11 protein-coding genes are annotated in these 12,200 nt (G+C 65.2%); 1 reads left to right on the plus strand and 10 read right to left on the minus strand.

Features of this window, described 5'->3' with window-relative positions; all coding sequences use genetic code 11:
• Nucleotides 1-3: 3 nt before the first annotated feature.
• The 7 genes from M2333_RS12245 to ectA are packed head-to-tail and all read right to left on the minus strand — an operon-like array spanning nucleotide 4 to nucleotide 7,243.
• Nucleotides 4-1,350 carry an MFS transporter gene (locus M2333_RS12245; RefSeq protein ID WP_264611950.1) on the minus strand — a complete coding sequence of 449 codons (1,347 nt, stop codon included), beginning with the start codon at nucleotides 1,348-1,350 and terminating at the stop codon, nucleotides 4-6.
• Entirely contained in the window at nucleotides 1,347-2,582 is a 1,236-nt protein-coding gene (locus M2333_RS12250) for an MFS transporter (RefSeq protein ID WP_264611951.1), read from the minus strand. Before M2333_RS12250 ends, M2333_RS12245 begins: the two co-directional genes overlap by 4 nt.
• 22 nt (nucleotides 2,583-2,604) lie before the next feature.
• Nucleotides 2,605-4,041: an aspartate kinase gene (locus tag M2333_RS12255; protein ID WP_264611952.1), complete on the minus strand. Its 1,437-nt coding sequence runs from the start codon at nucleotides 4,039-4,041 to the stop codon at nucleotides 2,605-2,607.
• Nucleotides 4,038-4,958, minus strand: coding sequence for an ectoine hydroxylase (gene thpD / locus M2333_RS12260; protein WP_264611953.1), 921 nt, complete (start codon nucleotides 4,956-4,958; stop codon nucleotides 4,038-4,040). Before thpD ends, M2333_RS12255 begins: the two co-directional genes overlap by 4 nt.
• Before the next feature lie 33 nt (nucleotides 4,959-4,991).
• Nucleotides 4,992-5,405: an ectoine synthase gene (locus M2333_RS12265; RefSeq protein WP_264611954.1), complete on the minus strand. Its 414-nt coding sequence runs from the start codon at nucleotides 5,403-5,405 to the stop codon at nucleotides 4,992-4,994.
• A gap of 15 nt (nucleotides 5,406-5,420) precedes the next feature.
• The gene (ectB, locus tag M2333_RS12270; protein ID WP_264611955.1) at nucleotides 5,421-6,731 is read right to left on the minus strand and encodes a diaminobutyrate--2-oxoglutarate transaminase; all 1,311 of its coding nucleotides are present in this window, start codon (nucleotides 6,729-6,731) and stop codon (nucleotides 5,421-5,423) included.
• Nucleotides 6,728-7,243, minus strand: a complete 516-nt coding sequence (ectA, locus tag M2333_RS12275; protein ID WP_264612620.1) for a diaminobutyrate acetyltransferase — start codon at nucleotides 7,241-7,243, stop codon at nucleotides 6,728-6,730. The genes ectB and ectA overlap by 4 nt, the downstream gene beginning before the upstream one ends.
• Before the next feature lie 270 nt (nucleotides 7,244-7,513).
• Here ectA and M2333_RS12280 point away from each other — a divergent pair, with 270 nt between their 5' ends.
• Nucleotides 7,514-8,008: a MarR family winged helix-turn-helix transcriptional regulator gene (locus M2333_RS12280; protein WP_264611956.1), complete on the plus strand. Its 495-nt coding sequence runs from the start codon at nucleotides 7,514-7,516 to the stop codon at nucleotides 8,006-8,008.
• 16 nt (nucleotides 8,009-8,024) lie between these two features.
• On the opposite strand, the gene M2333_RS12285 is transcribed toward M2333_RS12280, so the two are convergent.
• The 3 genes from M2333_RS12285 to M2333_RS12295 all read right to left on the minus strand — a co-directional run bounded on the left by M2333_RS12285 (nucleotide 8,025) and on the right by M2333_RS12295 (nucleotide 12,192).
• Nucleotides 8,025-10,514 carry a PAS domain S-box protein gene (locus tag M2333_RS12285; RefSeq protein ID WP_264611957.1) on the minus strand — a complete coding sequence of 830 codons (2,490 nt, stop codon included), beginning with the start codon at nucleotides 10,512-10,514 and terminating at the stop codon, nucleotides 8,025-8,027.
• A gap of 313 nt (nucleotides 10,515-10,827) precedes the next feature.
• On the minus strand, nucleotides 10,828-11,130 hold the full coding sequence (locus tag M2333_RS12290; protein WP_181560836.1) for a hypothetical protein: 303 nt from the start codon (nucleotides 11,128-11,130) through the stop codon (nucleotides 10,828-10,830).
• A gap of 102 nt (nucleotides 11,131-11,232) precedes the next feature.
• Nucleotides 11,233-12,192, minus strand: a complete 960-nt coding sequence (locus M2333_RS12295) for an NAD(P)H-dependent flavin oxidoreductase (RefSeq protein ID WP_264586338.1) — start codon at nucleotides 12,190-12,192, stop codon at nucleotides 11,233-11,235.
• Between the last annotated feature and the right edge of the window lie 8 nt (nucleotides 12,193-12,200).

The following is a 12,200-nucleotide window of genomic DNA, read 5'->3' on the forward strand; positions in this document are numbered from 1 at the left end:
TGGTCAGTGGCGCGTCGGCCTCCCGGGGCGGTCACCGCGAGCAAAAACATCTTCGTGAAGCGAGCGGCCTGCCGTTTCCGGCATGAAGCGCAAGGCAACCAGCCCGACCAGACAAGCCAGCATCATATAGAAGGCCGGCATCAGCTCGTTCCCCGTCAGTGTGATCAGGCCGCTGCCGATGGCCGGCGCCGTGCCACCGAAGATGGAGGTGGAGACATTATAGGCGATGGCGAAGCCGGCGAAGCGCGCGGCGGTCGGGAAAAGCGCCGGGAATGTCGCCGAAATTGTCGCCAGCTGGGGCACATAGAGGAGGCCGAGCAAAACGAATGCAATCGTGGCGCCGAGGAAGCCCGTGCCCATGAGCAGATAAAGCGGCACCACGCAAACCAGCAGGCCAATGAGCGAGAAGCGCCACATTGGCTTGCGGCCGATCCGGTCCGAGAGCGAACCGGCGAAGGGCAGGAACAGCATCATGAACAGCATGCCGACAATCGGGACGATCAGCGCATGTTGCGCGGTGAGGCCGATGCGCCGCTCGAGATAGGTCGGCATGTAGCTGAGCAGCGTATAGTTGACGACATTGAGCGCGACGACCAGTCCGCCCACGACCAGCATCGGGCGCCAGTGGCTGTGCATGAGCTGGCGGAGCGAAACCGAAGGCCGCGCTTCGCTCTCATGGGCGCGGAAGACCGGCGTGTCCTCCATGCGCGAGCGCAAATACATGCCGACAAGTCCCATCGGCCCCGCCACCAGGAACGGAATGCGCCAGCCCCATTCATACATTTGCGCCTCCCCGAGCAGCATCGAGAAGCTCAGCATGAGGATCGCGCCGAAGGAGAAGCCGGCCAGCGTGCCGAATTCGAGAAAGCTGCCGTAAAAGCCGCGCCTTTTGTCGGGCGCATATTCCGCCATGAAGGTTGCCGCGCCGCCATATTCGCCGCCCGTCGAGAAGCCCTGCACCATCCGCAGCAGGATGAGCAGCGCGGGCGCCCAGAGGCCGATGCTGGCATAGGACGGGATAAGCCCGACCGCGAGCGTGGCGCCCGACATCAGCAGAATGGTGAATGCGAGGACCGACTTGCGCCCCAGCCGGTCACCCAGCGGTCCCCAGAACAGCCCGCCGAGCGGACGCACCAGAAAGGAGATGGCGAAGGTCGCGAGCGCGAACAGCACCGCATCATCCAGATCGCCCGGGAAGAGCGCAGCCGAGATATAGGTCACCCCATAGGCATAGATGCCGTAATCGAACCATTCGGTGGCATTGCCCAATGCCGAGGCCGCGATCGCGCGGCGCAGCGTGGCAGTCTCGACCGGTTGGTCGGGGGAGGCTGGCAGGGGGGATGCGGTCATTCGGTGTGTCCATCGACAGTGTTGGGGTCCAGCAGCGAGGCCATGGGGGTGGTGCGCGGGACGATCTGGAAATCCTGCTGGTCGGGCGCCGGCACAGGCGGCGTCGATGCCTGCCGCCAGAGGCCGAAAGCGAGCGTCAGGCCCGCGCACAGCGCGATGAAGAAGAACAGGCCGCCCACGGGCGCCGCGCTCATCAGCAGTGCCGCCCCCAGGGGACCGGCGGCAGCCCCGGCCGAGTAGAGCAGCACCAGCCGCCCGCTCGCCGCGACGCGCTCGGTCGCCAGCAACCGGTCGTTGCAGTGCGCGACGCAGAGCGGATACAGCGCGAAGCTCAGCCCGCCAAACAGAGCGCCCAGGACCAACAGGTCGAGCCCTCGCGATGCCAGCATGGCGAGCATCAGGCTGACGACCAGCGTCGCCGTGAAGCAGCCGACGATCACGCGCCGCCGATCCAGCCGGTCGGACAGGCGGCCAAGCGGCCATTGCAGGGCCACGCCGCCGAGGATCACGATCATCATGAAGGTGGCCGTGGCGCTCAGGTCCAGCCCCAGCCGCCGTACATGGACTGCTGCCATGCCGTAAAAGGCGCCGAGCATCAGGCCGGTCGCCACCGCACCGACCGTGCCCAGCGGCGAGGCTGCGTAGAGTCCTCGTATCGTGAAGGCCTCTGCATCGACCGGCGCCGGCGCGCTGCTGCGGGTGAGGCAGAGCGGAATGATCGCCAGCGAGATGAGAATGGACGCGAGCAGAAACGGGGCGGCCGGCAGCGTACCACTGGCACCGAGCAGCAGCTGGCCCACTGCCTGCCCCAGATAGAGCGCGACCATATAAGCCGCGAGGATGCTGCCGCGCGTCTCCATCTCCGCCCGGTCGTTGAGCCAGCTTTCGAGGCAGATGAAGACCCCGGCCACGCACAGGCCGTCGATCAGGCGCAGGCCTGCCCAGAACGGCGCGGACTGGATCAGGGCATAAGAAAGCGTGCTCGCCGAGAGCAGCGAGACGAACACCGCAAAGGCGCGGATATGCCCCACCCGCCGGACGATCTCACCGGCCCGCAGCGCGCCGACGACCAGCCCGGCGAAATAGGCCGTGGCCACCACGCCGATCACCATCGTGCCCGCGCCTGCCCGCTCCAGCCGCAGGCTGATCAGTGTCGACAAAAAGCCACTGCCCGCCATCAGCATGAAGATGGCGAGCAGGAGGCTGCGGACGGGCTGGATCGCGGCGAGCATCAAGGGTGGAGCAGCGCGCGGATCACGCCGCGCGCCGGTCCTCTGACATGGCCGCGTCATCTTCCACCAGGGCACGGTGCAAGGCGCCGACTGCCGTGTCATAATCCTCGACCGCGACGACGAACTGCACATCCACGTTGCGGATCTGGTGCTGCATCGCGATGATCGGCACGCCTTCATCCGCGAGCGACCGCAAGGCATCGGCCAGCAGCCCCGCCCGCGAAATGTCGCTGCCGATCACCGAGACGATCGCCACCGGCTGGGCGGAGATCGCCGCATCCGGGTAGCGCCCCTGCAGATCAGCGATCACGCGCTTCACCGTGGGGGCGTCCGTCGAGAGATAATGGGTGATGGTGTTAGCGTTGGAGGCCTTGCTGACGATCCACGCGCCATGGCAGGTCAACGCCTCGAGGATCGCGGCGTCATAGCCCTTCACGCCGACCATATCCTGCTCGAAGAACTGCAGGGCCTGCGCCTGGCGCACGCCGGTCACGATTTCAACGCGCGGCGTATCGGAGACATATTTGCCGCAGATGAGCGTGCCGCCATCCTCCCGATCGAAAGTATTGCGCACGCGCAGCGGGATCTCCGTCTGACGTAAGCCCCGCCCGGCGCCGGGGTGAATGGCCTCCATGCCCAGATTGGCGAGCTGATCGGCCACGTCATAATTGGTGCGACCGATCTTGCGGGCCTTGTCCGTCCCGACGAGGCGCGGGTCGGCGCTCGAAAGGTGGAATTCCTTGTGGATGACCGCTTCGCGTGCGCCGGTCAGCACCGCGATGCGCGAGAAGGTCATTTCCGAATAGCCACGGGCATAGAGCCGCACCATGCCCTCGCTGCATCCGGCATAGCCGGTCACGATCGGCAGCGTGTTGCTGAGATCGATGGACGCGAAGGCCTGCAGGATGCGCTCATCCAGTTCGCGCATGTCCTGCTGGTCCCACAAGGTGAGATCGACGAACGCGGCGTTGACGCCCCGGTCGCGCAGCAGCAGCGCCGTCGAATGCGCGCTGTGCGCCTCGCCGAGGCCAGCGAGCAGCTCGCGCACCGTCACCAGCTGCTCCTTGAGGCAGAAGCGGCCGTGACTGCGCAGCCGCGCCAGATCCTCGAGGCAGGCAGCGACGGTGGCAATCCGCATCTCGACAAAGGCATCCGCTTCGGCGAGGCTTTCTTCGCGCACGAACATCCCGGCGTTGCGCGTCTTCATCGCATCGCGCACCGCATCCATGGCGTGGCGCCAGCCATCGGCATCGTCATCCGCGACGAAGCGGGCATAGACCCCCGGATCGCCGCTCTTCTTGTGCTCCAGCAGCAGGTCGGTCATGCCGGCATAGGCCGAGACGACGAAGATGCGGTTGTAGAGATCGGCGCCCTTGCGGCCGGCGATCAGCACATTGTCGAACAAAGTCGTTGTGGCGGCCATGGATGTACCGCCGATCTTTTCCACACTATGGCTCATGCCAGCGCCTCCTCCATCAACGGTCCCTTCACAGGCGTGATCGCCTGCGGCTCGCCTCGCGCGGCAATGAACGCCGGGCGCGGCGTCTCGACGCCGAACGGCGCGACCAGTCGGTTGCAGACGGCATTGTAGACCAGAAAGGCATTGGCGCGCGGGAAGGGCGTGATGTTGCCATTCGACCCATGCATGATGTTGCAGTCGAAGATCACCACGGATCCGGGCTTGCCGGTCGGCGCGACGATGCCGAACGTGTCGGCCAGCTCGGCGAGATTGTCCTCGTCCGGCACGCCATATTCCTGCTTCTTGAGAGACTGGCGATAATGGTCCTGCGGCGTTTCACCGACGCAGGTGAGGAACTGGCGATGCGATCCGGGGATCAGCATCAGCGGGCCATTATGCGGCGTGTTTTCGGCCAACAGCACGGACATCGACAGGGCGCGCATGCGCGGCATCCCGTCTTCCACATGCCACGTCTCGAAATCGCTGTGCCAGTAGAATTCCTTGCCGCGAAAACCGGGCTTATAGTTGAGCCGGGACTGGTGGATGTACACCTCGTCGCTCAGCAGGAAGCGGGCGACCTCGGCCAGGCGCGCATCGGCGGCCAGCCGCCCGAGCACCGGACTTTGCGCGTGGATGCGGAAGATGGAGCGGATCTCACGGCTGCCCGGCTCGCTGATCACCGTTTCTTCTTCCAGCGCATCGGGATCGGCCAGCAGCTTGCCGGCGTGACGCTGTAGGAACGCGACTTCCTCGTCGGAAAACAGGTCTTCCAGCACCAGATAGCCGTCGCGGTCGAAGCGCTCGGCCTGTGCGCGGCTGATGGGTGCGTCCTCGCTCCAGTCGCTATGAACGACGGGGTCGAGGCGCGGCGAAAAGGCCGCCACGCTGTCGTGGCGGGATGGGTAGAGGTCTTGCATGCTTCTCCCCCTTCTAATGGTTGAAAAGGTGGTTCAGTCGGCGAGCGCGGGGTCGCGCGGGGCGCTGGTGTCGGCGGGATAGGCACCATGTTCGTCATGGACTTCCTTGCCGGTCACCGGCGGATTGAAGGTGCAGGCACACAATATGTCCGTCTCCGGGCGCACGATGTGCCGGTCATGGTCGTTGAGGGCGTACATGACGCCGGGCGAGAGCTTGTGCGTCATGCCGGTGCCCAGATCCTCGATGGTGCCGGTGCCCTTGAGGACCAGCACCGCCTCCAGATGGTTCTGGTAATGCATGTGCAGTTCCTCACCCGCGTGCATGGTGGTGACGTGGAAGGAAAAGCCCATATCGTCGTCCTTCAGGAGGAGGCGTGCGCTCTCCCAGCCCTTGGACTTCACGTTGCGGTCCGTCTTGCGGATGTCCTGCAGCTTGCGAACGATCATAATGCGTATCTCCTCTTACTCTGCGGCGACGCCATAAGGGACGCTCAGCGCGGACCGGATGCTCTCCTCGAGAATGTCGAGGCCGGCCGACAGCACGTCGTCCTCGATCACGAGAGGCGCGAGCACCTTCACGATCTCGTCATGCGCACCGCTGGTTTCGATGATGAGCCCCTGCGCAAAGCAGGCGGCGGTGATGGTTTCGGCGACCTCGCCCGAGCCGACATCGATGCCGCGCATCATGCCGCGACCGCGGGTGGAGAGGCCATGTTCGGCGGCCATCGCCTCCAGCCGCCGCTTCAGCAGCGCGCCGCGACGGGCGATGTCCTGCTGGAATGTGTCGTCGCTCCAGAAATGGCGAAGCGCGGCGGTGGCGGTCACGAAGGCATGGTTGTTGCCCCGGAAGGTGCCATTATGCTCGCCCGGCGACCATTGATCGAGCGCGGGGCTGAACAAAGTGAGCGCAAAGGGCAGGCCCATGCCGGAGAGCGACTTCGCCATCGTCACGATGTCCGGCGTGAAGCCCATGCCCTCGAAGCTGAAGAAGTTGCCGGTGCGGCCGCAGCCCGCCTGAATATCGTCGATAATCAGCAGCGCGCCATGGCGCTTGGCAATCGCCGCGATCTTGCGGAGCCATTCCGCCGACGCGACATTGAGCCCGCCTTCGCCCTGCACCGTTTCCACCAGAATGGCGGCAGGCGCATCGAGACCGCTCGAGGGATCAGACAGGCGGCGTTCCAGCAGCTCGGCCGTGTCGACGTCCGGCCCATGATAGCCATCATAGGGCTCATGCGCGACATGGCTCAGCGGCACGCCGGCGCCACCGCGCTTGGCGGCATTGCCGGTGCAGGCCAGCGCGCCCAGCGTCATGCCATGGAAGCCGTTGGTGAACGCGATCACCATCTCGCGACCGGTGATCTTGCGGGCCAGCTTGATCGCAGCCTCGACCGCATTGGTACCGGTCGGCCCGGTGAACATGGCCCGATAATCCAGTCCGCGGGGGCGCAGGATAACCTCTTCCAGCGCGGCGAGAAAATCCGCCTTCGCATCGGTGTGGAGGTCTAGGCCATGGGTGATGCCGTCGCTGGCGATATAATCGACCAGCGCGCTTTTGAGCACCGGATGATTATGGCCGTAGTTGAGCGTCGAGCAGCCCGAGAGGAAGTCGAGATAGCGGCCGCCCTGATTGTCGTGCATCCAGACGCCCTGCGCGCGGTTGAACTGACGCGGCATGGAGCGTGCATAGCTGCGCACGCCGGATTCCCGCCGCTCGTAAATGGCGGTGTCGGGTTTGCGAGCCGTGGGGTGGGGCAAGATGTTGGCGGTCATGCTGTCAGCGTTCCTTCTTGTGTTGCGGCTGCCAGATGAGGCAGCGGGCCGAGGCGCGCCTGCCACTCGGTGGCGTGCGCTCCAGCAAAATGTGGCTCGCGCTCAAAGCGCGCGGTCTTCTCGATGGGGGCGTTCCACCGCCGCGCCAGTCCTTCGAACAGCGCCCAGGATGCGCGGTTGTCCTGCGTGATCGTGGTCGTGACGTGAGTCACGCCATGCTGCTGCGGGCGCGCCAGCAAGGCCTCGATCATCCGGCCTGCGAGGCCATGGCCCCGCATGGAGGCGGCGATGGCCACCTGCCAGACGAACAACGTCTCGGGCGATTGCGGCACGCGATAGCCAGACACCCAGCCCACCAGTGCGCCATCGCATTCCGCGGCGGCACAGCTATCGGCGAAATCGGTGCACTGGAGCAGGTTGCAATAGGCGGAGTTCGCATCCAGCGGCGGTGATGCGGCAATCAGGGCACTGACGGCAGGCCCGTCCGTGGCGGCAGGCTTTCGAAGCGAGATAGATCGCCCCTCGCGATCTAAAAAGTGCGCAGAAGCCCTTGGCGGCTCAAGAGCCGCTGTAGCTTGTCGATCAAAGATTGTTTATCTCCCGAATTATCTTTTCTGAGACGCGACGCTGTGCAGAGCGTCGTTCGGCGCCATATATGGCACTTATCTCGCTCACTTCAACAGGAAGAGGCAAATTTTAGTTCATCTGATAAAGCATATGCCCGCCCGCTCCCGTCGTTCCGGCGAATTGGCGTGGGGCGCGCCTTGCGCTATCGACACGGCATGAGCCTCGATATTGCTTCATCCACTTTGCGCGCCTTGCGGCGGATTCTCCGCGCCACGGAGATCGGCAGCCGCCAGCTCGCCACGGCCACCGGCCTCACGCCCTCGCAACTGCTGGTGCTGCGGGAGATCGCCGCCGCCCCCTCCCCTACGCCAAGCGCGATTGCCCAATCGCTGCAGTTCAGCCAGGCCACCATCACGGCGATCGTCGACCGCCTTGTCGCCTTGGGCTTTGTTCAGCGGGAGCGCAGCGAACGCGACAAGCGGCAGTTCCATCTGCATGTTCTGGCGGCGGGAGAAACGGCTCTCGCAGAAGCGCCCGATCCCCTTCAGGCGACCTTTACCGAGCGCTTTTCAGCTCTGCCCGTCTGGGAACAGGCGATGGTCCTCGCCGCGACCGAGCGTCTCGCCATGTTGATGGACGCCGAACATATCGACGCAGCGCCCTTGCTCGACAGCGGCCCGATCGACCGGGCGCGGCCGCATTCATCCTGAGCGCTGATTCCGGCGCTTACAGAGCCTGCCGGACTTCCGCCATGGCGCGGGCGATGGCCGCCTTCAGCTCACCCTGCGAGAACGGCTTGCCCAACTTGAGGACGTTGAGGCCGCTATCCGTCGGCACCTCGCCATAGCCAGTGGCGAGGATGATCGGCAGGCGGACGTCCTCCGCCATCAGCTGCATGGCAAGCTGCACGCCGGTCATGTTCGGCATGGCCTGATCGGTGACGAGCAGGTCGATGCCCGGATTGTCCCGCAAGATCTTGAGAGCATCGGCCGCGCAATCGGCCTCCCACACCTGATGGCCGAGGTCTTCCAGGAACGCTGCCGTGTTCATCAGGATGAGCGGATCATCGTCCACGGCGAGAATTTTGAGCGGGCGAACCTTGCCGTCCGCAGACAGCGCCGGCTCCGCCTCCCGTGCGGGCCGGTTGGCGTCGTCGCTGGAGACGGGGAACCAGAGCGCCGCCGTCGTCCCGATGCCGGGTGCGCTCGTCAGGGTAAAGGTGCCTCCGAGCTGGCGCACAAGGCCATGGATCATCGACAGGCCAAGGCCCGTCCCCTTGCCGACCCCCTTGGTGGTGAAGAATGGCTCGGTCGCCCGCGCCAGCGTCTCGGCATCCATCCCCGTGCCCTGGTCTATGACCAGAATGCGCACATAGCTGCCCGGCGCGAGTTCGGCCGATTCGCCCGGCGCGATCCGCTTGGTATCCGTCTCGATCCTGATCGTGCCGCCATCGGGTGAGGCATCCCGCGCATTCACCAGCAGGTTGAGCAGCGCCATCTCGATCTGGTTGGGATCGGCGACGATGAAGGGGCCGTCCGCAACGCCGTGAAATTCGAGCGGCCAGAGCGGCCCCAGCGTCCGCTGCGCCAGTTCCTTGAGCCCGTCGAGCAGCGAGGAGACGTTGACCGGTTCGGGCGAGAGGTCCTGCCGCCGCGCAAAGGCCAGCATCCGCTGGGTCAATGCGGCGCCGCGCTCGGCGCCCTGCTGGGCATTGTCGAGGAGTCGCTTCGACATGGGGTCATCGGGGATCCGCTTGCCGAGCAACGAGAGACTGCTCGTGATGGCCATCAGCAGATTGTTGAAATCATGCGCGACGCCGCCGGTCAGCTGGCCGATGGCTTCCATCTTCTGGCTCTGCCGCAGCGCCTCCCGCGCCGCTTCGAGTTCCGCATTACGAGCCTTGGTTTCGCTGAGGTCACGGCCGACCGCGACGAAGTTCACGCCATCGGGCTCCGGCGCGACGGTCCACTCGATATGCTTCCAGCCGCCATCGCGCGTCGCAATGCGGTTCTCGAACCGCGTCGGCTCCCCGGTTTGCGCCATGCGCTCAATGGCTTCCAGCGTCGGTGGCATGTCTTCGGGATGCATGAAGGTCGCGTAACCGCGGGTAAGCAGCTCGGCTTCCGTCCAGCCCAGCACCTGCGTCCAGGCCGGGCTCACGGCCGACATCATGCCGGTGAAATCGGCGCGCGCGAGCATATCCTGCGACAAGGTCCACAGGCGGTCCCGCTCCGAGCGCGCGCGCTCCACGGCGACCTTGACGCGTTCGCCCACCTCCTGAACGAGCGTTTCTTCCTCCGCCGTCCAGACGCGCGGCGCGGCATTTTGGACCGCGAGCAGGCCCACCCACTGCTTTTCCTCGAACAGCACCACGTCCACGAAGGCACCGACCTCGCGCGCGCCAAGGCCGGCCTTTGCCTCGGCGCTCAGGCGCGCGTCAGCCTGCACGTCACGCACCACCACGGGCGTGCCGACGCGATAGGCGTTCAGCAGGTCCGGGCCGAAGGCTTCGAGCGAATGTTCGCCAACAATCGACCCGACACCGCGATGATGATCGCGCTCGACGGTCATGCGGCCGTCGGTGATTTCCGCGTAGAACACCCGGCTGGCCGAGAGATACGCCCCAAGGCGTTCCGCCGTCAGGGCAATGACGTCGGCCGGCGTGGTCAAAGGGCGCAACGCGTCGGACAGCGACATCAGGAATTCGGTCTTGCGCTCAGCCGCAACGCGCTCGGTCGTTTCGGCGAGAATGCAGATGACGCCCGCCGGTTGGCCCTGCTCATCGAGCACCGGCGAATAATCGAGGTCCATCCACACCTGCTCGGGCCGGCCGTGGCGGTGCAGCGTCAATTCCTGATCGCGATAATGGAGCGTCTTGCCGGCCAGCCCGACCTTCATGACATTGTCGTTGAAGTCGGCGACCTCGCCCCATCCTTCCCGAACATTGGAACCCAGAAGCTCGGGGTGGCGCCCGCCCGCGAAGCCGGAATAGGCGTCGTTATAAAGCATGACGCCTTCCTCGCCCCACAACATCACGATCGGCACCTGCGAGCGAAGCAGCAGCGAAACGGCGCATTTGAGGCAGGGCGCCCAGTCTTCGATCGGACCGAGTGGCGTGGCGCTCCAGTCCCTGTCCCTGATCAACGCAGCGCACTCGCCCCCGCCAGCCAGGAAGGCCAGATCGGCAGAGGCCAGATGTTGAGCGCGCGCAGGCATATTCTGGAGCATTCGTATCGAGATCCTATCGAGGGCCGCCCGCGAGATTTTGCCATCTGCGCCGATACGCCAAGGTCTGACGGTTTATCTCACCACCTACGGTCGCGAAATGCCATTTTGTACAGAGTTTGCTCAGCGCGTTAACCCAAAGACTAGCCTGTGCCCGCTCTGAAACAGGAACAGGCTACAAACAGCAGAAATCTCGGGCCGTCTTGGAATGCAGAGGAGCCAAAAATGGCGGGCGCTGCGGCGTCATCCGATTCAGATGAGCCTGGACGGGAGGAAGTCTTCAGGGCGTACGCCCCACCCAGACTCAGTCCGCGTCGATCATGAAAAGCGTGTTTTCCCGATATTTCGGGTCCATGCGGTCGAACAGCGGGTGGACATCGAACGTGGTCTCAAGAACGTCCAGCTCGCTCAGGCCCGCCAGATTGTAGCTGCCGACCTTCGGTTCGCGCGGCTCGGCGCCGTCGCGGGTAATGGTGATGGCATCGATGAAGTAGCTGTCGTTGCGCTTGTAAAGCACATGCGGCGCGAGCACGAGCGCCAGCTTGTTGTAGCGGGCGGAAAGACAGCGACGCAGCGCGATCGCTTCAAAGATGCGACTATTGTCCATGGCCGGGCCATTGGCCGGTTTGTCGCCGATTATCAAGGCCCATGGCGTGTTTTGCCCGGCGGGCGCGTGGCGCGCCGTGCAGCCCGCGCACCGTGCGCGCCTTCACGATGCGCAAAGGCGGCGGCGCGCATCCTCATATTCCGCGGCGAATCGCGCGATGAGCGCAGCGGCCGGCACGACATCGGTGACCGCGCCAATGCCTTGGCCTGCGCCCCAAATGTCTTTCCACGCCTTGGCGCCTGTCGCCGCAGCGAAGTCCATCGCCGAGGGATCGCTTGCGGGTAGCGCGTCCGGGTCCAGCCCCTGTGCGAGGATGGACGCGCGCAGATAATTGCCGGAGACGCCCGTGAAGTAATCCGAATAGACGATGTCCGCCGCCTGCCCGTCCACGATGCCCTGCTTGTAGGCGGCGCTGGCCCGCGCTTCCTGCGTGGCGATGAAGGCCGAGCCGATATAGGCAAAGTCCGCGCCCATCGCCTGCGCGGCAGCGATGCCGCTGCCCGTGGCGATGGCGCCGGAAAGGGCGATTGGCCCGTCGAACCACGCCCGCGTCTCCGCCACCAGCGCGAAGGGCGACTGGCTGCCGGCATGGCCGCCTGCGCCCGCCGCCACCAGGATCAGGCCATCCGCCCCCTTTTCGACCGCCTTGTGAGCGAAGCGCTGATTGATGACGTCATGGAAGACGAGGCCGCCCCAGGCCTTCACCGCTGCATTCACCTCCTCATTTGCGCCCAGCGAGGTGATGATCAGCGGCACCTTGAAGCGGGCGCAGATCGCGAGATCCTCCATCAGGCGCGGGTTGGAGCGATGAACGATGAGATTGACGGCAAAGGGCGCGGCCGGCGCCTCGGGGTGGGCGGCATCATGCGCCGCGAGTTCGGTGACGACGCGCTCCAGCCAGTCCTCGAGCCGGTCCGGCGCGCGGGCATTCAGCGAGGGCATGGCACCGATGATGCCCGCCTTGCACTGCGCGATCACCAGATCGGGATTGGAGATGATGAACAGCGGCGCGCCGATGACGGGCAGACGCAAACCACGGCGAAGGCTCTCGGGAACGGACACCAGTTTCT

This window comes from Sphingobium sp. B11D3B (assembly GCF_025961735.1).
GTDB lineage: Bacteria > Pseudomonadota > Alphaproteobacteria > Sphingomonadales > Sphingomonadaceae > Sphingobium.